Below are 22331 nucleotides of genomic sequence, written 5' to 3'. Positions count from 1 at the left end.
TCAAAAAAGAAATGGAGGTTTTCTATGAAATTAATTATGCTAGGTACAGGTAATGCTTTAGTAACAAACTGTTATAATACCTGTTTTGTATTTGAAAATCAAAATCAATATTTCTTAGTTGATGGTGGTGGCGGAAATACCCTTTTATCACAGCTAGAAAAAGCGCATATTAATTGGCAGGATATTAAAGATATCTTTGTCACACATAAACATATTGATCATCTGATGGGAATTATCTGGATGATTCGTATGATTGGTCAACATATGAGTCAAGGAAAATATCAAGGTGAAGTGCGTATATATGCTCATAAAGAACTTATTGATATTATCATGCAAATGATTCATCTGGTTTTAGAAGCAAAGCATACACAATTTATTAACAAACGCATTCACTTGATTGAAATTCAAGATCATGATAGTCATATGATTATCAATCATCAAGTCACTTTTTTTGATATCCATTCTACAAAAACAAAACAATTTGGTTTTCAAATGCAATTAGATCACAATAAAAAGTTATCTTGTTGTGGAGATGAACCATGTCATCAAATCAATGAAGCTTATATTCAAAATAGTGATTGGTTACTTCATGAAGCTTTTTGTTTACATAGTGAAGCTGATATTTTTCATCCTTATGAAAAACATCATTCGACAGTGAAAGATGCCTGTCAATTAGCTCAGTCTTTAAATATTCAAAATCTTCTTTTGTATCACACTGAAGATAAAAATATCAAACAACGTCATTCTCTCTACATGAAAGAAGCCAAACAATATTTCCAGGGAAATATATGGATTCCTGATGATTTAGATATTATTAACATTCAATAGAAAAAGGAATTGAAATACGCAATTAGTTTATTTCAATTCCTTTTCTATATCATATAACAAAGATATTTATTTGTAGGCATGATTGAAAGCATTTTGTAAATCTTCTATAAGAAGTTCTACTTCTTCTAATCCAATATACATTCTGATATGTCCAATATCTAAGCCTCTTTTTTTCAATTCTTCCTCGTTGCTTCCTTTCCATACAGGCATGACTAAACTTTCAAAGCCACCCCAACTATAGGCCAAAGTAAAATGTTTTAAAGAATCAACAAATCTTTCAATAACATCTGGGGTTGCATCTTTTAATACAAAACTTAATAAACTTCCATATCCCTTTAAATACTTATCTGTTAAATCAGTAGATGTATGAACCATAGGATGATATATTTTTTTAACATATAGACTTTGTTGTAAAAATTGTATCACTTGTTTAACACTTTGTTCTTGAGATTTTAAACGAACAGGCAATGTTCGTAATCCTCTTAATGCTAACCAGGCATTCATTGGGGACATTGTTGCTCCTAAAAAGATTTGACCAAATTCATTGATTTCATGTATATATTTTTGATTAGAAATGACAACGCCACCAACCAAATCACTATGTCCTCCAATATATTTTGAACAAGAATGTATAACAATATCAATTCCATGCACCAAAGGATTTTGAAATAATGGTGTTGCCCATGTATTATCAATAACTGTGATAATATTTCTTTGTTTCGCAAATTGACTGATCATCTCTAAATCAAGCATTTCAAACTTTTGAGAAGAAGGACTTTCAAAATAAATCATTTTTGTATTCTCCTTAACAAAAGCAAATATATCTTCAGTAGAAGATACATCAATTTTTGTACTTTCAACACCAAAACGTTCAAGATTTTGAATGAATTTGACAGTTGATCCATACACAGTATTCACAATGACAATATGATCCTTTTGTTGAACCAAGCTCAATATTGTGGCGCTGATTGCTCCCATTCCTGAAGCAAAAACTTTAGCACATTCTCCTTTTTCTAATTGAGCTAATTTCTCTTCTAGAATTGTTAATGTTGGGTTTTCTCCCCTTGTATATGTATAAGCACTTTTCTTATTCATATTAACATCAACATAGTGTTGAAAATCATCAAATTGAAATGAAGATGTTTGCACAATCTCAGGCGCAACACTCTTATAGTCTCTTTGTTTTTTTTCTACTGATAAACAAATATTCTCTTGATCTAACATTTTATTTCTCCCTCTAAATATTTTCCAATTCCATCATGTTCATTATCTTCACAAATGGCATCTGCAACTTCTTTTACTGTATCAAAAGAGTTATCCATAGCTATGCCAGTTCCTGCTATTTTTAACATATCTATATCGTTTTCACCATTTCCAAAAGCAATAACATTATCTAATGATATATTTTTAATTTGTGTTAACTTCAAAAGAGCCTGTCCTTTTGAAGCATGAACTGGATTAATTTCTACCCAATCTTTTTCTACTCTACATATACTAAAACGTGAAGACATCTGTTTTTGAAGAATTGGTATTTTTTCACTCATCATTGTTTCACTTTGCACAAATGCAACTTTCTTTATTGTAGAAAAAAGATGTTCTGGTATTTCATAAATATCATGAACCATATGTTTTTCTCTATCAATAAAATGTTCTTCCATAATCCCTGTATGCCCATAATCAAAAATATATAAACATGTTTCAAAGAAAATAATCATATCAAAGAAAGATGTTTGTGCTATTTCATTCAAAATCATTAAATCATCTTTTGTTAGTCTTTGTTCTCGATGCAAACATTCTTTTTTTGAATTATAAATTTCTAATCCGTTTAAAACAATATAACCACTTTGAGGATATTGATCCATATCTAACTGTTTTCCATAATACTCTAAGCTACTGACATCTCTGCCACTTGCTAAAACAAGAGCTACGCCTTGTTTTTGTAAGTGCATTAAAATCTCTTTTGTATATGGGAGTATTTTTTGTTGAGATGTTAACAATGTCCCATCCATATCCATCACAATCATATCTATATTTTTCATCGTTTTCCTCCCTCTTCTAACCATTGTACAATGGGTAAAATCCAAAATGCAACCCTTAATCAAAAAGATGTGCCTAAGCACATCAAAGAAGTGAGTGATATACTGTTTTTAGTTGTTTTCCTACTCTTTCAAGTGAACGTTCTTCAGCTACTTTTCTCCCTTCTTTCCCTAAATACGGAAGCTTCTTTTCTACAACATTTTGTATCAATTCTATAAACTCATCATTATCTTTTCCTTTATAACAATTCTTTCCATGTATAAGCCAACCTTCATAAACAGGTATATCTCTCAAAATAACCTGTTGATAAGATGACAACGCTTCTAAAACAACTATTCCTTCTGTTTCTTCATAACTAGGGAAGAAAAACGCATCTGCCCCACAATAAGCACCTTTAATAATATCACCGGTTATATAACCAGGAAAAATCACATTGGATGGATGATGTTTAATCACATTTCGAATTTGTTGAGGTATGGTATATAAAGAGATATCTCCAAACCATATAAAAGTATATTGGGGGAGTTTTTGAGCGATTTCAATAAAATCTAATATTCCTTTTCTTTGGAAAAACAAGCCAACACAGATAATAACTTTTTGTTGTGAAGTAAGATGAAAATATTGTTTAAACAATTGAATTCTCTCTTCATTATCATTATATTCTTCAATATCAACACCATTACTTATAGCATATATAGGTATATCTTTATTGACATAATGACTAATAAGTTTCTTTGAATATGCTGTTGGTGTAATAAGACAATCCGCTTTTGAATAGATTGTCATTAATCGTTTTCTAAATAGAGATGACATCTGATTTGATAAAATAAATGAATTTTTAAAATCCTCTTCCGTACTATGCGCATGAACAATGACTTTTTTGTGCATTTGATGACAACGATGTATGAGCCACTGACTCTGAAGTCCAACTGTGTTGATATGTGCAATATCAAAGGATTCTCGAGGATCTAAAGTATATTCTATTCCTTGAGATTGCAATGCTATGATTTGATGTTTAAGTGCTCTTCCGATACCAGATTTTCTAATCATATTCTGATTTTCAAAATATAATAAAACTTTCATAATATCACCTTTCCTATCTTCACTATACATAAAAAAAAGAAGAATAATGAAAAAAATTATGAAAGATTTTCTAAAAAGCATTCTATATTCGTAGCTTTACAATAATAAACAAATATTATTGTTATGATTAATATAAAACGGTTCTACTCGACATCATGAGTGAGTATTTGAGTAAACGATATATTCATTTTATACATAGATATATGAGTTGAAATCAATTATAAAATATAACTCAAAATCCTATATTAATGAATAATTATAATCTCATCAATCATAATATAAAATATACATTACATATTAATACCCAATCTCATAACCTATAATTTTGAAGAAATGTATGATTTGGCATAAAATAATATTGAAGAAATGTATGATTTGGCATAAAATAATATTGAAGAAATGTATGATTTAGAACAAAACAATATTGAAGAAATGTAAAAAGGAGTGATGGCAGTGTATTTCAAAAGAAAAGCTTACGATAAATTAATAGATTGGAAATCAAATTATGCTGATAACTATGCTGTTTTGTTAGAAGGTGCAAGACGTGTAGGAAAATCAACAATAGCTAAATTATTTGCTGAAAATGAGTATAAATCATACATTTTGATAGATTTTTCAATTGCTTCAGCTGATATATTATCCTGCTTTGATGATATTAATAATTTGGATATGTTTTTTTTAAGGTTACAGGCAATCACTGGAATTAATTTATATGAACATGAGTCAGTTATTATTTTTGATGAAGTACAGTTATTTCCTAAAGCCAGACAAGCAATTAAGCACTTGGTAAAAGATGGACGATATCATTATATTGAAACTGGTTCTTTAATATCCATTAAAAAAAATGTGAAAGATATCTTAATCCCTTCTGAAGAAATGAAAATTGAAGTCTATCCTATGGATTATGAAGAATTCTGCAATGCCACAGGAAATAATTATAATTTAATAAAGCAATTGTTTGATATGAAAAGAGCAATTGGTCAAGAAGTGAATAGAAAACTCATGAGAGATATTAGGATATATATGGCAGTCGGTGGTATGCCTCAAGCTGTTGAAGCATATGTGAATGGGAATAATTTTTCCACTATAGATAATGTAAAGCGTCAAATTATTCATCTTTATGAAGAAGATTTCAAAAAAATAGATCCATCAGGAAAAATATCTGCGCTTTATCATTCAATCCCCGCTCAATTAGCTAAAGATCAAAAGAAATACCGTATGTCCACTGCGCTAAAAAAGAGAACGACGATTAAAGAAGAAGAATTATTATTTGATTTATTTGATTCTAAAACTGTATTACCCTGCTACAATTCAACCGATCCTAAAGTGAGTTTGACTTCAACGAAAGATTTAAATAGCTATAAACTCTATTTATCTGATACGGGATTATTCGTAACACTTATGTTTATAGACCGACCTATTACAGAAAATGAAATATATGCTAAACTTCTTTCTGATAAATTACCAGCAAATTTAGGATATTTATATGAAAACTTAATGGCACAATTATTAGCTTCAAAAGATAGAGAATTATATTATCATACATGGCAAAAAGAAAATAGCACTCATTATTATGAGATAGACTTTTTAATTTCTGAAGGTAGTAAAATTTCAGCTATTGAGGTCAAATCTTCAGGTTTGGGTAAACATGATTCTATATGTGAATTTGAAAAAAAATATTCAAAACATATAAAAAATTGTTATATCTTTTCGCAAAAAGACTACAAACAGGAAAATGGTATACAGTTTATGCCCATATATTTAGCCCCATTTATATAAAATCTATTATTTAATAGAAAAAAGAATAACTTACAAGATATCTCTCCTTATCAAAATGAATAATTGAAATATCTCTAAATAATAAGTCTTGAAATCACATGATTTCTTTGAGAATAATATGTTACAATAATGATATAAGGAGTGTGAGGCTATGCTTTTAGTTGATAAATTAATTCAAAAAGATAATTTTTCAAAAAGTGAAATGATTATCGCTGATTATATTATTAATCTTGGTGAAGATATCAAAGATATTTCAGCCAGAAAAATCGCAAGAGAAACATATACTTCCCCAGGAACAGTTTTAAATCTATGTGAAAAAGTTGGTGTTAAAGGATTTGATCATTTTAAAAGTGCATATTTAAAAGAAATACAATATCTTGATCAGCAGTTTGGAACCGTTGATCCTAATATTCCTTTTCATGAAAATGATACTTTTTTTATGATTGCTAATAAAATGGGAACTCTATATGAAGAGACTATTAAAGATACTTTATCCTTATTACAACATGATTCCTTACAAAAAGCTGTCCTTACATTATCCAAAGCTCAAAATATTCATATTTACTCTTTTGGAACCGCACTTAATATTGCAGAATCGTTTAAAGAAAAAATGATGAAAATAGAAAAAAATGTTTATATCACCAACAATTTAAATTATCAAAGATATGAAATGAATTGTATTACCAATCGTGATTGTGTGATCTTTATTTCATATTCTGGTGAGACAGGAAATATTATTGATATGGCCCAAACCTGTATTATAAAAAAGATTCCCTTTATTTCTATGACATCTTTTGGAGAAAATACATTAAGTCAAATGAGTGATATCAATCTCTTTATTTCTACCAGAGAACGATTAACTCATAATATCGCAAATTTTAATAGTAATTTATCAATTTTCTTTCTTTTAGACATTTTATACGCTACTTACTTTTCATTAAATTATATGGACAATCTTGAATATAAAATGAATGTTACTCATAAATTTGAAAATAAGCGTAGTTCTACTAATCCTATCTTAATTGATAATACTCATAAAAAATAACACTGTTCAGTTTTATATTTCAATTTTTTGACAAATTTTTTAACAGTGTTAAATGTTGTTCAATAAATATTTTTTTCAAGCCTCTTTGCATGTATATTTAAACATGCAAGGAGGTTTTTTTATGAAAATAAGAGACAATTTCTTATGGGGAGGAGCCACAGCAGCGAATCAGTATGAAGGTGCTTATTTAGAAGATGGAAAAGGTTTAAGCATTGCTGATGTGGAAATGGGAGCCCGTCATGGTGTTCCAAGAGAAATCCATAGCTATGTTCATGAGGATTGCTATTATCCAAGTCATGAAGGTGTTGATTTCTATCATCATTATAAAGAAGATATTGCTTTATTTGCAAAAATGGGATTCAAATGTTTTCGTATGTCAATTAATTGGCCAAGAATCTTCCCACATGGTGATGAAAAGACACCTAACGAAAAAGGTTTAGCTTTTTATGATCAAGTTTTTGATGAATTACTTAAATATGGTATTCAACCTATCGTCACAATTTCTCATTATGAAACACCATTATATCTTGTTCAGAAATATGGTTCATGGAGAAATAGAAAGTTGATTGATTTCTTTGAACATTATTGTGATGTTATTTTCCGTAGATATCATCACAAAGTCAAATATTGGATGACTTTTAATGAAATCAATGAAACTATGAATCAAAAACAACCTTATCATCAAGCAGGTATTATTTATCAAGATAATGAAAATCCAGCTGATGTAAAAGTACTTGTTTCTCACAATATGATGGTAGCAAGTGCAAAAGCAGTTATATTGGCTCATCGTATTGATCCCACTTTAAAAGTAGGATGTATGTTCCAATATCCAACAACATATCCAAAAACTTGTCATCCAAATGATATTCTTGCAAGAAGATATCATATGATGCCGAATTTCTATTATGGAGATGTTATGTGTAAAGGCTATTATTCTAATACATGTACAGCTCAATTAAAACGTATGGGTGCAACTCTTTCTATGGAAGAAGGAGATAAAGACATCCTAAAGGAAGGAAAAGTTGATTTTATTGCCTTTAGTTATTATTTTTCTTCAATTGCTTCAAGTCCTGATGGTAAGGAACTTATTGTTGAACGTTCTAATCCATATCTTCAACGTAATGATTGGGATTGGCCAATCGACCCAACCGGACTTAGAGTTGCATTAAATGAGCTGTATGATCGCTATCAATTACCTTTATTCGTTGTTGAAAATGGTTTAGGAGCTATTGATCATATTGAAGAAGATGGCTCTATTCAAGATGATTATCGTATTGAATATTTAGCAAGTCATATTGAAGCTTTGAAAAAGGCTATTGAAGAAGATGATGTAGATGTGATTGGATATACTTGTTGGGGACCTATTGATATTGTTTCAGTAGGAACAGGTGAAATGAGAAAACGTTATGGTTTTATTTATGTTGATAAAGATGATGAAGGAAAAGGAACATTAAAACGTTACTTAAAGAAATCTTTTTATTGGTATAAGAAAGTCATTGAAACAAATGGTCAAACAAAATTCGATTAAGGAAAGAGGGTAAAAAAATGAATAATGTGTTTGAAAAAATGAACGAAAAGCTTGTCCCTATTGCTATGAAAATTAGTAGTAATAGATATTTGACAGCTATTAAAGAAGGCTTTTTCGGTGTTATGCCAATTATTATTGTAGGATCTATATTCCTACTACTTACAAGCATTCCAATAAATGGTTATGAAGAGTTTATGGCAGGTATATTAGGAGAAAATTGGAATGATATCTTTATGTTTCCATATCGTATCAGTTATGGACTCATGTCACTATATGTTGTCGTAGGGATTGCTAAGTCTTTAGCAAATCACTATCAAATAGGAAGTCGTGAATCTATCATCGTTGCTTTCGTCTCTTATTTTATGTTAACTCCTTTGATTGTAGATGCAGACAATGCTAAAGGTTTACCAATTGATAATTTCGGTGCTTCTGGTTTGTTTTTAGCTATTATTTCATCTTGTTTAGCAGTTGAAATATATCGTTTTATCTTAAAGAGAGGATGGACAATCAAACTTCCTGATGCTGTTCCACAAAACGTAGCTAAGCCATTTGAAGCTTTAATTCCAGTTGCTTTTATCTTTATTATCTTTAATATTATTCGTTTAATTTTTGTAAATACTGATTTTGGTAGTGCACAAAACTTTATCTTTACAATGTTACAACAACCTTTACAATCTCTTGGTAGTACTTTACCAGCAACTTGTATTGTTTTATTCATTGAAGCTATTTTATGGTGTTTTGGTTTACATGGTTCTTCTATTGTTTCTGCTGTTATGAATCCAATTTGGAGATCACTCTCTGCAGAAAATGCTGCTGCACTTGAACTAGGACAAGCTGCTACTAATATTGTTAATTATCAATTTATTGCTAACTTTGTCAAAATCGGAGGAACTGCTGCAACTTTAGGTTTAGCTATTGTTATTCTTCTCACAGCTAAATCATCTCAATATAAAGCATTAGGAAAATTATCTATTGTCCCTGCTTTATTCAATATTAATGAGCCAATTGTCTTTGGATTACCAATTGTTCTCAATCCAATTATGGCTATTCCATTTATTGTTGCTAATATTGCTGTTGCTATAGTAACTTATGCTGCCACATTCTTTGGATTAGTTCCAGTAAGTATTGGTGTCGAAGTTCCATGGACAACTCCACCTATTATTTCAGGATTCTTATTATGTGGTTGGCAAGGTGCTGTTTTACAAATTGTTCTTATTCTTGTGAGTATGGCTATCTACTATCCATTCTTTAAAATGCAAGATAAACAAGAATACGATAATGAAGAGCTTGCCACAAAACAATAAAACAAAAGGCATGAAAAGTATGCCTTTTTTCACAGGAGGAATAAAAAAATGAATAATATATCACTTATAAAAAGAGCTATTGCCTATATGATTGATTTATATTTAGGTACACTTTTATCTACAATTCCTATTTCTCTTACTACTTATTATCAATTTCATCAAATATCTCAAGATATCACGTTATTTTCTAAACCTATATCTTCTATTTTACTCTTATTAAGTATATTTGCATTAATCCTATATTTTCTAGTTATCCCATATTTCTTTCATGGACAAACGATTGGAAAGAAAATTATGAAATATAAAATTTGTTACTCATCTTTTTCATCATTATGTATTAGACAATGTATATATATGGTTTGCTTAACTTCTCTTACATCTTTAATCATTCAGTTTATCTCTTTATTTTCTTCCATTTCATTAACACCTTATATAAACACTTTCGTTTTTATTTTATCTTTCGTTATGATTATTTATATACTTTGTCATAGAAATCACATTGCATTGTATGATCAATTAGCTAAAACAGAAATTCAATAAGGAGTCGCTTATGGATTATTTAACACATAATGAAATAAAATATGTTCAACAACATCTTGAAGAGAATATTCAATTATTAAAAACACTGACAGAAATTCCTTCACCTACTTTTCATGAAAAAAAACGTGCTACTTTTTGCTTGAATTGGCTGCAATCAATAGGTGCGAATGCTTATATGGATAATGTTAATAATGTTATTTGTCCAATTAATGGGGAAAATAATGAAACATTAATCATTATTATGGCTCATAATGATATTGCTTTTCCTGATATTCAGAATATTCAAGTCAAACAAGTTGATAACAAACTTTTTGCTCCTGGTATTGGAGATGATACGGCTAATATGGTCAATATGTTAATGACCATACAATATATTATCAAGATGAGACTTCAACCAAAATATCAAATCTTATTTGTCATCAATTCAGGAGAAGAAGGATTAGGTAATTCTATGGGTTGCCGTCAGATTATAGAAAAATATCATTCAAAGATTAAGGAATTTATTTCTTTGGATGGCTATCTCAATGAATGTACTTATTGTGCAGTTGGCTCAAAACGTTATCAGATTGATGTAAAAACACATGGAGGGCATTCTTATGTTAATTTTGGTCAAGAAAACGCAATTGCCTGGATTGCAAAGATTATTACACAATTAAATCAAATTTCTTTACCAACTGAAGCAAAAACAACTTTTAATTTTGGAAAAATAGAAGGTGGAAGTGCTATTAATGTTATTGCTAATCATGCCTCTGTAACATATGAATTTCGTTCATCAAGTCAACAATGCCTAAATATTATGGAACAATCGTTTCAAAAAATCATTAATAATATAAATGATAAACATATTGATATTCAAATCAAAGTATTAGGAGAGCGTCCTGGTAATGGACCTTTATCACAAGAAAAAATGAGAAAATTTACAAGTAGAAATCTTAATATAATTCAACATTTTTATAAAAAGAATATTATTTTATGTGAAAATTCTACTGATTCCAATATCCCACTATCATATGGTATTTGTGCAAATACGATAGGAACAATTATTGGCGGTGATGCTCATACTTATCATGAATGGATTGACATTAACAGTATTCCTATTGGGTTTCAAGTTGCTATGGCATTGATTCTTCAATATGTTGATTGGGAATTACGTATATGAGTATAACTATCATTTGCTTACAATTGCTTCAATTATTAATGATGATCTGTTTAGGATTTGTCATTGGTAAATGCCACCTTTTTCATCATCATTTTTCTAATGATTTAACAAAATTTGTTTTGAATATCACTATGCCTTTTTTGATTTTATCTTCTGTAACAACATCTCATTTTGATCAATTGCCTATTTTAGATATTCTCTATGCTAGTTTTTTATTAGTTATTCTATTACCTATTATTGCCTATATTATCATCAAAGTATTCCATATCCAAAAAGATGCATCCTTACATATGTTTATGATAAGTTACCCTAATGTGGGTTTTATGGGTTTTCCTTTAATTCAATCTATTTATGGACAAGGTGCTTTACTATATACTGCTATTATTAATATCGGTTTTAATATTTCTTTATTTTCTATTGGTATATTTATGATGAACTATCAAAATAAGCATGAATTTCATTTTTCTTTTCAAAAAATAATAACTCCAGGTATTATTTCCTCCTTATTAGCTTTATTCATATATGCCTTCTCAATTACCATTCCTTCGCCTATTGCTAACTTTTGTACAAATATTGGAAATATGACAACTCCATTATCCATGTTCATAATTGGTCTTACTATGTCACAATATCATCTTAAACAAATGTTATTTGAAGGCCGTGTTTATCTATTTTGTATCTTTATTAACTTTATATTACCAATTTGTTTTATGCCTTTATTTCAATTCATTCAGAATAATATTGTTAAAGGTATTGCATTAATTATATTGGCTATGCCTGTAGCAAACAGTGCAGCATTATATGCTAAAACTTATCATCAAAATGAACAATTAGCTGTACAAACAATTTTTATTTCTACATTGCTTTCCGTTATTACTATTCCTTTACTTGTTTATTTCTTTTTAATATAGGAGGTTGATTCTATGAGTATTCACCAATATAAACATTTATTACAGTCTATCAATTCTCAAATTTGGTCTTTTTCTGAAATAGGTTATCAGGAATTTCAGACCGTTAAATTATTGACAAGAACTTTAGCTTCATATGGTTTTAAAATAGAGAAAAATATTGCTGGTATAGCGACTGCGTTTAAAGCTACTTATGGTCACCAAAAACCAGTTATTGGCTTATTGGCTGAATACGATGCATTAAGTGGTCTAAGTCAAAAAGCTGATTATTTAAAATATTGTCCTAGAGAGGAAACACATAATGGTCATGGTTGTGGGCATCATTTAATAGGAACAGGTATAGTGGGCTCAGCTCTATTAATAAAAGAATATATTGACCTTCATCCTGATTGTGGATCAATCGTTATTTTTGGTTGTCCAGCTGAAGAAAATGGAGCTGGTAAAACTTATTTAGCCGGAGCTGGTGTTTTTGATCAAATTGATGTTGCTTTAACATGGCATCCAAGTACTATGAACACTGTTATGGTGGGAAGCATGCTAGCTAATTGTCAATATTACTTTCGTTTCCATGGATTAAGTAGTCATGCTGGTGCGGCTCCTGAAAAAGGAAGAAGTGCCCTAGATGCTGTTGAACTTATGGATATTGGAGTTAATTATTTAAGAGAGCATATGGAGATGACAGATCGTATTCATTACGCTATAACAAATACTGGTGGAATATCTCCAAATGTTGTTCAATCAGAAGCTGAAGTTCTCTATCTCATTCGTAGTCGAAATAATCAAAGTGTTCAAAAACTTTTTGAAAGAGTCTCAAATATTGCAAAGGGTGCTGCTCTTATGACTGATACAACTGTTGATATTGTTTTCGATAAAGCCGTCAGCAATGTTATTCCTAATGATACTTTAGCAACTCTTGTTTATAATGTTATGCAGACGGTTCCTTTACCTCAATATAACACTGAAGAAAAACAATATATTAATAATTATCGTAAAATCATTGGTGATGATTGGTATCAAGATTTAGGATTAATCCCCGCTTTTCAATTAGATGACAGACAAAAATTATGTCAAGATCATCCATACGGAGACTTTATTCTTCCCTATTCTCCACAAGATGTTATTGAAACTGCTTCTTCAGACATGGGTGATGTGAGTCAAATAGTTCCTCTTATCCAACTTCATTGCGCCTGTTTTTGTTTAGGAACACAACCTCATTCTTGGATTCAAGTCGCACAAGGGACATCTAGTTATGCGATTAAGGGGATGTTATATGCCAGTGAAGTACTTTATCAAACATGCATTCGTTTATTTGAAGACACAAATATTATTTTGCAAGCAAAACATGAACAAAAAAAACGTACTCAAAATCAAGAATACGTATGTCCAATCCCTAAAAAATATTTAAATCAATAAAATGTATAACTTTCTAAAAAAACATCTTTTTTGTTTTCTATGTGTTTTGTTTGCATCACTTATAATGTCTTTTAATATTAAAACTTTTGTCAATGCTGTTGGTCTCATTCCAAGCGGTTTTAATGGATTATCCTTATTGTTGCAAAGAACCTTTTATCAATTCTTTGAAATTAATATTCCTTACTTTATTATCAATATATCTTTAAATGTATTTCCTGCTCTTATTGGCTTTTATTTTATAGGTAAAAAATTCACAGGCTATTCTATTTTAATGATCATTTTTAATTCTTTTCTTGTTGATATAATTCCAAGTACACCTATAACTTATGATTCATTACTTGTCTCTGTATTTGGAGGTATTATGAATGGTATCGCTATTGTGATTGCTTTATATGGTGGTGCTTCTAGTGGTGGGACAGACTTTGTAGCCATCTATCTATCATATAAACTTAAAAAGCCATCATGGAATTTCATTTTTATTTTTAATATGCTGATATTGATTATTGCTGGATTTCTATTTGGCTTTGAAGCTGCAATGTATTCTATTATTTTTCAATTTGTTTCGACTCAGATCATTGAAAAGTTTCACCAAAAGGATCATAAGATTACTCTTATTATCATTACACAAAAGCCTAATCTTTTAAGTCAAAAATTAATGGAACAAACACATCATGGCGTTACATTAATTCAAGGAGAAGGATGTTATTCACACGAACAAAAAACTATTTTATATACTGTCATAGGTGCTGATGAAGTTAGACATGTCAGTCATCTATGTAAAAAACTTGATTCTTCTGTTTTTATCAACATTATTTGTTCAAAAGATATTAAAGGACAATTTTACCAGAAACCTTTAGAATAAATAATATAATGAATTATTGCTTTTAAGCCAAAAGAAAAAAGCTCATTTCTGAGCTTAATATCCTACTTAATTTCACGCATTATATAGTTTTCTAATATTGGCTTAAATCGGTTGGAAACCTCTAGGTTGGTTTCTTTACTAATCTCTACCAATAACAAAGGATGATAATCTTCATCAATTACAGCATGTGGATTATCTTTAATAATTTTTAAAATGACTTTGAGATTTTGATCATCAATGTCAGTTTTATTAGAAGTACACATTTGCTTGATTCTTTTTAAAGTCAATTTCTGTAAATGATGATTAATATCAAAAAGACTAAACATATAAACCAACCTCCTTTTCTATTACTATCATTATAATACTTTCAAAATCAAATACCAAATATTTATCGTTAAAAACCCTTTCATATTATGAAAATAAGCACTACAGAGTGCTTATTCATCTATTCTTTCTATTTTAAAAATGACTGGTCTAGTCCCATCATTACAACAGGCAATCATTTCGTTTTCATGTCTCATCCAATCTTTCATAATAGAACCACCCTGAAGTCCAGCATAAATATAACGACTGACACAATCCCATGCTTCACTACAAAATTTGCCATCTAGCATATGCCAGAAATCATCTTTTCCATTTCCCTTTTCAATGATAAATTCTTGTCCAACTTCAAACATTGGACATAGTCCTACATCTGGATCCATACAATATTTCTTCTGTAATTCTGGATAACATTTCTTATCAATAACTGTCACTTTAACTTTTGCCATTTTCACACATCTCCTTTATCTTATATTTCTTCTCCATTTGACTGTATAACTTTTTGATACCAATAAAATGAATCTTTTTTATAACGCTTCATTGTTCCATTTCCACTATCATCTTTATCCACATATACAAAACCATATCTTTTTCTCATCTCTCCTGTTCCAGCAGAAATCACATCAATACATCCCCATGGTGTATACCCCATTAAATCTACACCATCTTCTTCTATTGCTTTTTTCATTTCATAAATATGTTCTTTTAAATATTCAATACGATAAGTATCGTGGATTTGTCCGTTTTCCATATGATCAATAGCACCTAAACCATTTTCTACAATAAATAATGGTAATTCATATCTTTCATAGAGCTGATTTAAGGCAATACGCAATCCAACAGGATCAACCAGCCAACCCCATTCACTTGTTTTTAAATATGGATTGATGATGGAAGTTGTCATATTACCAGATGTCGTTTCCTGCTTTTCATCACCACTGACACACGAACTTGAATAATAACTCAATCCAATATAATCAACTGTCCCTTCTTTTAAAATTTGTTGATCCCCTTCTAAAACAGGCAAATGAATTCCATTTCTTTGATATTCTTTTAACTTATATTGTGGATAATGACCACGGCATTGTACATCACAATAGAAATGTCTTATCTGATTGTCTTTCATCAATTTCAATTCATCACGTGGATGACAAGTCAAAGCATATGCTGCTGTATAAGCAATCATCATGCCAACTTTCATTTCAGGATTAATTTCATGAGCCATTTTCACAACTTTTGCACTTGCAATGAATTGATGATAAGTCGCAGTGGCTTTAGACTGATCATCATTTTTTAATAATCCTCCAGCATAAAGAGGTAGAATTTCCATATTATTAATCTCATTAAATGTCATCCAATATTTGACTTTATGCTGATATCTTTTCATCACAAATTCACAGTATTTGACAAATGCATCAACACAACGACGATCAATCCATGCTCCATATCTATTGATGAGCGAAACTGGTGTTTCAAAATGTAACAAAGTCCCGACTGGTTCGATATGATATTTCAAACATTCATCAAAGACACGGTCATAGAATTCTAAACCTTTTTCATTTGGAATTTCATCATCATCATTTGGTAATATTCTTGCCCAATTGATGGACATACGATAACATTTGAATCCCATTTCCGCCATAAGGGCAATATCTTCCTTATAATGATGATAAAAGTCACTGGCTTCATGTGTTGGATAAAACTCATCTTCATGACAAGATAATTTTGCATCTTGTGGTAAATTCTGATAAGGAAAGACAAATTGTGAACCATATTCACCATCTGGTAAAGTATAAGTGACTCGTCTTTGAATACCATTTCTACCATCTCCACTTGTGACAACATCTCCACTACATAACCCTTTTCCATCTTCTAAATAACCGCCTTCAAACTGATGTGCCGCAGTTGCGCCACCCCATAAAAAATCCTTTGGTAAAGACATCTTATTTCCCCACTTTCTTATGATAAAATGATTCATACATCTTGATTGCCTGATCTAAAACTTTTGCACCATTCATTGTTCCATAATCACGCATATCAATCACATCAAATGGAGCCTTGTCACCAACAACATCTTGGACGTTCTTTAAAACATATCTGACTTGTGGACCTAACAATAAAACATCAAAATTACCTATGTGATTACCAATTGTTTTTTCACCTACAGCATCCACACTGACTTCAATACCTCTTTGCTCTGCTTCTTCTTTCATCTTATTCATCAGCAGACTTGTCGACATACCACCTGCACATGCTAGTAAAATCCTCAACATTTTGATTCCTCCTTCTTTTGATAGTTCCACTATAAAGTCTTTCATTTTTAAATACAAGACCTGTTCATGATTGAGGAACATTGTCAACCAATTTCATTAAATAAACATAAAAAATCTGCAACAATGTTACAGATTCTTAAAAAAGATTTGATCATAAAGTTGTTCGTATTTTTTTGTTTTTTCATAAGACATAGAATATAAAAGACTATAAATCAAATCAAAAATATATTTTAAAGATGTATAAAAAACCCACTCTTGAATACTGGATGATTGTGGATCAAAAGGTGTATGAATCGTATATGTTGCATTTTGGGATAAACGATTTTGATTTTGTCCTGTAAAAACGATAAATGGAATATGTCTGTGTAATAAAGTTTGACATAAATCAATGGGATAAGGATTTCGAGAATGCTTACTCACAATCATAATCACATAATTATTTTTTATGTTTAAAGCATGATTAATCTGTAAATCTGTATCTTTATAAACTTGAACAAAGATACCAAGACGACTGAAAATATGCGCAGCATAATAACAAATCGTTGAATTTGTATCATTAGCATAAATATCAACATATTTTTATGATTCAATAGATGAAACAATATCCTGTAAATCCTTTTGATTTAAAGAATCTTTCGTTTTTTGAATCGTATCATTTTCTAATTGGCTTACTTTCTGTGAAATAGAAAGTATATCTTCACCAGAAAAGATATCATAATTATCTAAGTTCATATTTTTCAACATCAAAACGATATGATATTTAAAATCACTATAATTTTTATATCCTAATTTTTTAATAAAACGAATGATTGTTGTTGCACTGGTATAAGTTCTTTTGGCGAGTTCTCTTGATGAAAGCTGTGGAATTTCTTCTAAATGTTCCAGCAGATATGTGACAATGACCTGATCATTTTCACTTAAATGATAGTTTTCATTTAATCGATCTAGAATACGTTGACTCATGCTGTCTCCTCTTTTTCAAAAATAAGAGAAATTGTTTCAACATCTCTTGTTGATCTCGTTATGATTGGAACATACCCCAGATAAGTCCAGCCATCCAAGATACGTTGCTTAACTTTTTCTTCAATGCCTTCAAACTGATATTTACTTCCTTTTATTCCACCAAATCCAACTGTAACGGATTGCATACGTTCAAATTCTACTTTCTTCATTTTTCCCTCAGTTTCTTCTAAAATATCATGAATCTTCTTGAGCACAGCTTGCTCATCATTTGATCCAATGACCTCATAAGCAATATTTTTAATAGGTTCTACTGCATTTGACATAGCATAAGCATATTTGACTTCCTGCAACATTTCATAATCGTTCATTTGATCTCCAAAGGCTGCACATTCATCTGGATTAATCTGGTATGTATCTTGTAAAAATTTGATACCTACCCCTTTATGCATGTGCTGATTTTGAATATCCATCCATTCATTTCCTGATGTAACAATCTTAACGCCATCTGGTAACTGTTGACGAATCTCATCCAACAAATCCTGAATATGCTGTTCTTTATCATAGATGGCAATCTTCATAATATCATCATGAATCTCATCATAAGAATCTATAAATGAATAAGCACAATAATATTTTTTGACTTCATTTTTATATGCAAAATAATCTTTTAAAATATAAGCACCTTTTCTCCCACATAGAATGATAAAAATACGTTGGTATTGTGATAAAATATGTACCATTTCTTTCACTTTTTGATATGAAATCACATCGCAATGCAATTCTGTTGTTCCTTTTGCAATATAACTTCCATTTTCAGCAATAAAATACATCTGATCACTAAGAGGTAAAAATTTTTGATATAGGCGATAATATTGATTTCCACTCGCTATAACAAACTTTATATTTTTCTCTTTCATTTGATAAAACAAATCTATAAAAGATTTATCAAACTTTTTTTGTGAATCTAAAAAAGTGCCATCCATATCCGTCGCAATTAATCGAATCATTTGTCTTCCTCCCCTTATATGCTTTATTATAAAGAAATTCAAGTCTTGTTTCTAGTCTATAACAAAAAAAGCACATCTATAAAGATGCGTTTAAAACTTCTAACATATCATTTGGATTTTGAGCTGCTTTGACTTTTGTATATGCCTTTTCAATAATCCCTTCTTCATTAATCAAGTATGTTGTTCTAACAACTCCCATAACCTTTTTACCATACATATTTTTTTCTTTCCATACATCATAAGCTTGTATAGCTACCAAATCTGGATCTGATAACAATGTAAATGGTAACTGATATTTTTCTTCAAACTTTTTATGAGATTTGACACTGTCTTTACTGACACCTAAAATAACAGCTCCTTTTTTGACAAAATCAGGATATAATTGTGCAAATCCACAAGCCTGTTTTGTACATCCAGGTGTATTATCTTTTGGATAAAAATATAAAATAACCTTCTGTCCTCGATATTGACTTAATGATATTTCTTCACCATTTTGATTTAATAAAGTAAAATCTGGGGCCATTGTTCCAACTTCTAACATCTTTCCTTCACTCCTTTGTTTCATCATAATACCTCTGCTATGAAAATGCAATCCATTTGCTTAAAATAAAGATTGCTGTAAGATGCCTGATACAATATGAAAAGGTATTTCACACTGAAGATATTTTTGATAGCTTTGTTGATCAAACCAACTATTGATCTGATAAGGTGATAACATAACTGGCATTCGCGAATGAACAGGTTGCATCACATCATTAGCCTCTTTTGTTATAATAACAAATTCTCCTTGTTTATTATAACAGCCTGCCATCAATAAAATATCTTCCATTGGTTCAAAAGATATCTGATGTTTATGAATATCCCACTCATAAAATCCTTTCGCTATAATAAGACAACGACGATTTTGAATATCTTCTCGAAATAATGTCTTATCTAAAATCGTTTCACTACGGGCATTAATAATCAGTTTTGAATTGATTGTATAACCCCATTGCATCATTTTTATTTGACAATGATTTCCTTCTTGAATGATGACTGGCAACATCTGATGAGGCCTACAATCTCCTGTCACTTGTAATGATGAAGCAACATCCATCTCCATATCTTTTAAAACTTCATATATCCTTTTGATTAAATAATATCTTCCACACATATTTTTATCTCCCATCTTTTTTTATTATAGCATAGATTCTAGAGTTTTCCTGTATTCTATGAGATAATAGAAGAAAGGATGGTGTCCAAATGAGTGAAACTTATAGTAAAAATTATTTTGAAAAATATGCTGCCTTAACATTAGCTGCTTTCTTTGATATTGATGAAAAAGACATCTTATTATCAGATCGTCCTGATTTGCGTATTCCTCTTTATCATCATGGCATAGAAGTCACTCAGGCTTTAACACCTGAAGAAGCGGTTGCTGATATGAAAAAACCTTTATATAAAACATTGGATATGACACCCTTTGATCATGATGATCAAAACATTTATTTTGTTTTTGAAAAAATAGATGATGCTATTGAACGTAAACTTATCAAGTGTAAAAAGTATGAAAGATATTTGCATAATGGACTTTATATTTTTTCTCACTGTCATAATTTATCTCAAGAAAGCTTAAAAACATTTTTAATCCAAAAAGATGTTCCTCATGATTTCTATCATTATCTTTTTATCAATTGTGTCACAAAACTTTATTGTTTTGATATTCAAAAACAGACAATCCATTCATTATCTTTTCGTCGTAATGAACTCATCAAGATGAATATACAATCTTTACTTTATGAAAAAACTTGTCATAAAAAGAGAAGAAAAATTATTATTCCTTAGGAGGACTTATGAAAACTTATGAACTTAATGTCAATGGACATCTTATAAAGGCTCAATTTGATGAACAGAACATTCAAAATATATTTATTCCTTTATTGAAAAAATGGACACAAATGCAAAAAGAAAAGAATCAAAGATTATTGATTCTTTTAGCTGCTCCGCCTGGAACTGGAAAAACAACACTTTCACTATTTCTTGAATATTTATCACAAAATATTTCTAATGTGACACCTTTACAGGCTTTAGGCATGGATGGCTTTCATCGTTATCAGGATTATTTGGATACGCATTATATCATTAAAGATCAACAAAAAATATGCATGAAAGATGTCAAAGGTTGTCCAGAAACTTTTGATGTGGATAGACTCATTAATAAGATAAAAGATATGCAAACAAATGATATTGATTTTCCTATATATGACAGAGTTTTGCATAATCCTGTTGAAGATCAAATTCATATCTGTCAAAAAATAGTTCTTTTAGAAGGTAATTACTTATTACTCAATGAGGAGAAATGGAGAGATATTCATACTTTATTTGACGATTCTCTTTTTATTGAAGCTCCTATTCAAGAGCTAAAGAAACGCTTGATTCAACGTAAAATGATGGGTGGTACTCCTTATCATTTAGCTAAACAATTTTATGAAAATTCTGATGGCCTCAATGTCAAAAGAGTCCTTAATCATTCTTTACCGGCACATATTCATTTATATGAAAATCATCATATTTATACACAGAAGTAGTATTTCTGTGTTTTTAATTTCTTTTTTCTAAATAAATATTCCAACTCATACTCACATCAATGTTAAAGATATCATCATTGGTGTTTTTTTATAACACTAAGGATAAACCTTTACTATTTATATGATATTGACTTTATATAAAAAGAAAGTCTAACCTTTCTTTTTATACTCATCTTTTAAAATGGAATAATAACATGCATCTACAATCCCTTGATTATTCCAGTCACTATGTCTCAAAGTTCCTTCATATGTCATTCCACATTTCAACATAACTTGTCCAGAATGCGGATTTAAAGGATCATGATGAGATTGAATACATTCAAAGCCTACTTCATTGAAAAGAAAATCAATGACTCTATCCAGAACCTCACTCATGACTCCCTGATGCCAATATTGGCGTGAAAGACAATATCCAATAACAGCTAAATGAGTTTTCTCATTCACTTCTACAACTGATATATTGCCAACAGGTAAATGGTCATAATCCTTGATAATAATAGCCCAATTATAATAATTCAAATTCTGATATTGTTTAATCCAATCGTCTAAAATCTGTTGTGTGACTTGAATATTCTGATGTGGTTTCCAAGTTAAAAAATGTGTCACTTCTTCATCACTTGCCCAACGTTCAAACATTGCTTTGGCATCATCTTTTTGAAACGGACGTAAAATAAAACGCTGACTCTCTAATCGCTTTGTTCCTTGATGTAACAT

25 protein-coding genes are annotated in these 22331 nt (G+C 30.0%); 12 read left to right on the top strand and 13 right to left on the bottom strand.

The annotated features are described in order from the left end of the window. The first annotated feature begins 24 nt into the window (after positions 1-24). The gene (locus tag B5G32_RS04125; protein ID WP_087935928.1) at positions 25-828 is read left to right on the top strand and encodes an MBL fold metallo-hydrolase; all 804 of its coding nucleotides are present in this window, start codon (positions 25-27) and stop codon (positions 826-828) included. Positions 829-894: 66 nt separating this feature from the next. Here the strand turns inward: B5G32_RS04125 and B5G32_RS04120 are convergent, their stop codons facing one another. The 3 genes from B5G32_RS04120 to B5G32_RS04110 all read right to left on the bottom strand — a co-directional run bounded on the left by B5G32_RS04120 (position 895) and on the right by B5G32_RS04110 (position 3948). Further along, a complete protein-coding gene (locus B5G32_RS04120) occupies positions 895-2052 on the bottom strand; it encodes a trans-sulfuration enzyme family protein (protein WP_087935927.1) in 1158 nt (385 codons plus the stop codon). Then, positions 2046-2867 carry a Cof-type HAD-IIB family hydrolase gene (locus tag B5G32_RS04115; protein ID WP_087935926.1) on the bottom strand — a complete coding sequence of 274 codons (822 nt, stop codon included), beginning with the start codon at positions 2865-2867 and terminating at the stop codon, positions 2046-2048. Before B5G32_RS04115 ends, B5G32_RS04120 begins: the two co-directional genes overlap by 7 nt. Before the next feature lie 82 nt (positions 2868-2949). Beyond that, a complete protein-coding gene (locus B5G32_RS04110) occupies positions 2950-3948 on the bottom strand; it encodes an LTA glycolipid anchor biosynthesis glycosyltransferase, IagA/BgsA family (protein ID WP_087243640.1) in 999 nt (332 codons plus the stop codon). Positions 3949-4401: 453 nt separating this feature from the next. On the opposite strand from B5G32_RS04110, the gene B5G32_RS04105 reads away from it, so the two are divergent. From B5G32_RS04105 to B5G32_RS04065, 9 genes are all read left to right on the top strand, one after another. Next, a complete protein-coding gene (locus B5G32_RS04105) occupies positions 4402-5727 on the top strand; it encodes an ATP-binding protein (RefSeq protein WP_087243639.1) in 1326 nt (441 codons plus the stop codon). Positions 5728-5878: 151 nt separating this feature from the next. Beyond that, positions 5879-6772 (top strand): MurR/RpiR family transcriptional regulator, encoded by an 894-nt coding sequence (locus B5G32_RS04100; RefSeq protein WP_087935925.1) that lies wholly within the window; start codon positions 5879-5881, stop codon positions 6770-6772. Between the two features lie 121 nt (positions 6773-6893). Continuing rightward, a complete protein-coding gene (locus tag B5G32_RS04095; RefSeq protein ID WP_087243637.1) occupies positions 6894-8300 on the top strand; it encodes a 6-phospho-beta-glucosidase in 1407 nt (468 codons plus the stop codon). Positions 8301-8317: 17 nt separating this feature from the next. Continuing rightward, entirely contained in the window at positions 8318-9604 is a 1287-nt protein-coding gene (locus B5G32_RS04090; RefSeq protein ID WP_087243636.1) for a PTS sugar transporter subunit IIC, read from the top strand. A 48-nt stretch (positions 9605-9652) separates the two neighbouring features. Then, a complete protein-coding gene (locus B5G32_RS04085; protein ID WP_087243635.1) occupies positions 9653-10144 on the top strand; it encodes an RDD family protein in 492 nt (163 codons plus the stop codon). 10 nt (positions 10145-10154) lie between these two features. After that, the gene (locus B5G32_RS04080) at positions 10155-11303 is read left to right on the top strand and encodes a M20/M25/M40 family metallo-hydrolase (protein ID WP_087243634.1); all 1149 of its coding nucleotides are present in this window, start codon (positions 10155-10157) and stop codon (positions 11301-11303) included. Further along, the gene (locus B5G32_RS04075) at positions 11300-12214 is read left to right on the top strand and encodes an AEC family transporter (RefSeq protein WP_087243633.1); all 915 of its coding nucleotides are present in this window, start codon (positions 11300-11302) and stop codon (positions 12212-12214) included. The genes B5G32_RS04080 and B5G32_RS04075 overlap by 4 nt, the downstream gene beginning before the upstream one ends. Positions 12215-12226: 12 nt before the next feature. Continuing rightward, positions 12227-13624 carry an amidohydrolase gene (locus B5G32_RS04070; RefSeq protein ID WP_087243632.1) on the top strand — a complete coding sequence of 466 codons (1398 nt, stop codon included), beginning with the start codon at positions 12227-12229 and terminating at the stop codon, positions 13622-13624. A gap of 1 nt (position 13625) precedes the next feature. Beyond that, complete coding sequence (locus B5G32_RS04065; RefSeq protein ID WP_087243631.1) at positions 13626-14486, top strand: YitT family protein; 861 nt, start codon at positions 13626-13628, stop codon at positions 14484-14486. Positions 14487-14548: 62 nt separating this feature from the next. Here the strand turns inward: B5G32_RS04065 and B5G32_RS04060 are convergent, their stop codons facing one another. The 9 genes from B5G32_RS04060 to B5G32_RS04020 form a co-directional block, all read right to left on the bottom strand. Beyond that, positions 14549-14812, bottom strand: coding sequence for a hypothetical protein (locus tag B5G32_RS04060; RefSeq protein ID WP_087243630.1), 264 nt, complete (start codon positions 14810-14812; stop codon positions 14549-14551). Between the two features lie 111 nt (positions 14813-14923). Next, positions 14924-15256 carry a TIGR04076 family protein gene (locus tag B5G32_RS04055; RefSeq protein ID WP_087243629.1) on the bottom strand — a complete coding sequence of 111 codons (333 nt, stop codon included), beginning with the start codon at positions 15254-15256 and terminating at the stop codon, positions 14924-14926. Between the two features lie 20 nt (positions 15257-15276). Next, positions 15277-16749: a family 1 glycosylhydrolase gene (locus tag B5G32_RS04050; protein ID WP_087935924.1), complete on the bottom strand. Its 1473-nt coding sequence runs from the start codon at positions 16747-16749 to the stop codon at positions 15277-15279. A 1-nt stretch (position 16750) separates the two neighbouring features. After that, entirely contained in the window at positions 16751-17080 is a 330-nt protein-coding gene (locus B5G32_RS04045; RefSeq protein ID WP_087935923.1) for a PTS sugar transporter subunit IIB, read from the bottom strand. A 126-nt stretch (positions 17081-17206) separates the two neighbouring features. Then, positions 17207-17647 carry an SIS domain-containing protein gene (locus B5G32_RS04040; RefSeq protein ID WP_087935922.1) on the bottom strand — a complete coding sequence of 147 codons (441 nt, stop codon included), beginning with the start codon at positions 17645-17647 and terminating at the stop codon, positions 17207-17209. A 12-nt stretch (positions 17648-17659) separates the two neighbouring features. Beyond that, positions 17660-18043: a MurR/RpiR family transcriptional regulator gene (locus tag B5G32_RS04035; protein WP_087935921.1), complete on the bottom strand. Its 384-nt coding sequence runs from the start codon at positions 18041-18043 to the stop codon at positions 17660-17662. After that, positions 18040-19050, bottom strand: a complete 1011-nt coding sequence (locus tag B5G32_RS04030; RefSeq protein ID WP_087935920.1) for a Cof-type HAD-IIB family hydrolase — start codon at positions 19048-19050, stop codon at positions 18040-18042. The genes B5G32_RS04035 and B5G32_RS04030 overlap by 4 nt, the downstream gene beginning before the upstream one ends. A gap of 76 nt (positions 19051-19126) precedes the next feature. Beyond that, complete coding sequence (gene bcp / locus B5G32_RS04025; RefSeq protein WP_087297639.1) at positions 19127-19591, bottom strand: thioredoxin-dependent thiol peroxidase; 465 nt, start codon at positions 19589-19591, stop codon at positions 19127-19129. Between the two features lie 60 nt (positions 19592-19651). Continuing rightward, positions 19652-20203 carry an SOS response-associated peptidase family protein gene (locus B5G32_RS04020; RefSeq protein ID WP_087297640.1) on the bottom strand — a complete coding sequence of 184 codons (552 nt, stop codon included), beginning with the start codon at positions 20201-20203 and terminating at the stop codon, positions 19652-19654. 89 nt (positions 20204-20292) lie between these two features. On the opposite strand from B5G32_RS04020, the gene B5G32_RS04015 reads away from it, so the two are divergent. Both B5G32_RS04015 and B5G32_RS04010 read left to right on the top strand, forming a co-directional pair. After that, positions 20293-20874: a hypothetical protein gene (locus B5G32_RS04015; RefSeq protein ID WP_087935918.1), complete on the top strand. Its 582-nt coding sequence runs from the start codon at positions 20293-20295 to the stop codon at positions 20872-20874. An 8-nt stretch (positions 20875-20882) separates the two neighbouring features. Continuing rightward, the gene (locus B5G32_RS04010; protein WP_087935917.1) at positions 20883-21617 is read left to right on the top strand and encodes a nucleoside/nucleotide kinase family protein; all 735 of its coding nucleotides are present in this window, start codon (positions 20883-20885) and stop codon (positions 21615-21617) included. 150 nt (positions 21618-21767) lie between these two features. Here the strand turns inward: B5G32_RS04010 and B5G32_RS04005 are convergent, their stop codons facing one another. Then, a complete protein-coding gene (locus tag B5G32_RS04005; protein ID WP_087297643.1) occupies positions 21768-22331 on the bottom strand; it encodes a GNAT family N-acetyltransferase in 564 nt (187 codons plus the stop codon).

It is taken from the genome of Massilimicrobiota sp. An80 (assembly GCF_002159255.1).
Classification (GTDB): domain Bacteria; phylum Bacillota_I; class Bacilli_A; order Erysipelotrichales; family Coprobacillaceae; genus Allocoprobacillus; species Allocoprobacillus merdigallinarum.
The sequence above is the reverse complement of the archived record's forward strand: the minus strand, read 5'-3'. Positions and strand labels throughout refer to the sequence as shown.

Bases quoted from the DNA above. Each gene is read 5' to 3' on its own strand.
- B5G32_RS04125 (WP_087935928.1), top strand. From the start codon at position 25: ATGAAATTAATTATGCTAGGTACAGGTAATGCTTTAGTAACAAACTGT.
- B5G32_RS04120 (WP_087935927.1), bottom strand. From the start codon at position 2,052: ATGTTAGATCAAGAGAATATTTGTTTATCAGTAGAAAAAAAACAAAGA.
- B5G32_RS04115 (WP_087935926.1), bottom strand. From the start codon at position 2,867: ATGAAAAATATAGATATGATTGTGATGGATATGGATGGGACATTGTTA.
- B5G32_RS04110 (WP_087243640.1), bottom strand. From the start codon at position 3,948: ATGAAAGTTTTATTATATTTTGAAAATCAGAATATGATTAGAAAATCT.
- B5G32_RS04100 (WP_087935925.1), top strand. From the start codon at position 5,879: ATGCTTTTAGTTGATAAATTAATTCAAAAAGATAATTTTTCAAAAAGT.
- B5G32_RS04095 (WP_087243637.1), top strand. From the start codon at position 6,894: ATGAAAATAAGAGACAATTTCTTATGGGGAGGAGCCACAGCAGCGAAT.
- B5G32_RS04090 (WP_087243636.1), top strand. From the start codon at position 8,318: ATGAATAATGTGTTTGAAAAAATGAACGAAAAGCTTGTCCCTATTGCT.
- B5G32_RS04085 (WP_087243635.1), top strand. From the start codon at position 9,653: ATGAATAATATATCACTTATAAAAAGAGCTATTGCCTATATGATTGAT.
- B5G32_RS04080 (WP_087243634.1), top strand. From the start codon at position 10,155: ATGGATTATTTAACACATAATGAAATAAAATATGTTCAACAACATCTT.
- B5G32_RS04075 (WP_087243633.1), top strand. From the start codon at position 11,300: ATGAGTATAACTATCATTTGCTTACAATTGCTTCAATTATTAATGATG.
- B5G32_RS04070 (WP_087243632.1), top strand. From the start codon at position 12,227: ATGAGTATTCACCAATATAAACATTTATTACAGTCTATCAATTCTCAA.
- B5G32_RS04065 (WP_087243631.1), top strand. From the start codon at position 13,626: ATGTATAACTTTCTAAAAAAACATCTTTTTTGTTTTCTATGTGTTTTG.
- B5G32_RS04060 (WP_087243630.1), bottom strand. From the start codon at position 14,812: ATGTTTAGTCTTTTTGATATTAATCATCATTTACAGAAATTGACTTTA.
- B5G32_RS04055 (WP_087243629.1), bottom strand. From the start codon at position 15,256: ATGGCAAAAGTTAAAGTGACAGTTATTGATAAGAAATGTTATCCAGAA.
- B5G32_RS04050 (WP_087935924.1), bottom strand. From the start codon at position 16,749: ATGTCTTTACCAAAGGATTTTTTATGGGGTGGCGCAACTGCGGCACAT.
- B5G32_RS04045 (WP_087935923.1), bottom strand. From the start codon at position 17,080: ATGTTGAGGATTTTACTAGCATGTGCAGGTGGTATGTCGACAAGTCTG.
- B5G32_RS04035 (WP_087935921.1), bottom strand. From the start codon at position 18,043: ATGAGTCAACGTATTCTAGATCGATTAAATGAAAACTATCATTTAAGT.
- B5G32_RS04030 (WP_087935920.1), bottom strand. From the start codon at position 19,050: ATGATTCGATTAATTGCGACGGATATGGATGGCACTTTTTTAGATTCA.
- bcp (WP_087297639.1), bottom strand. From the start codon at position 19,591: ATGTTAGAAGTTGGAACAATGGCCCCAGATTTTACTTTATTAAATCAA.
- B5G32_RS04020 (WP_087297640.1), bottom strand. From the start codon at position 20,203: ATGTGTGGAAGATATTATTTAATCAAAAGGATATATGAAGTTTTAAAA.
- B5G32_RS04015 (WP_087935918.1), top strand. From the start codon at position 20,293: ATGAGTGAAACTTATAGTAAAAATTATTTTGAAAAATATGCTGCCTTA.
- B5G32_RS04010 (WP_087935917.1), top strand. From the start codon at position 20,883: ATGAAAACTTATGAACTTAATGTCAATGGACATCTTATAAAGGCTCAA.
- B5G32_RS04005 (WP_087297643.1), bottom strand. From the start codon at position 22,331: ATGTTACATCAAGGAACAAAGCGATTAGAGAGTCAGCGTTTTATTTTA.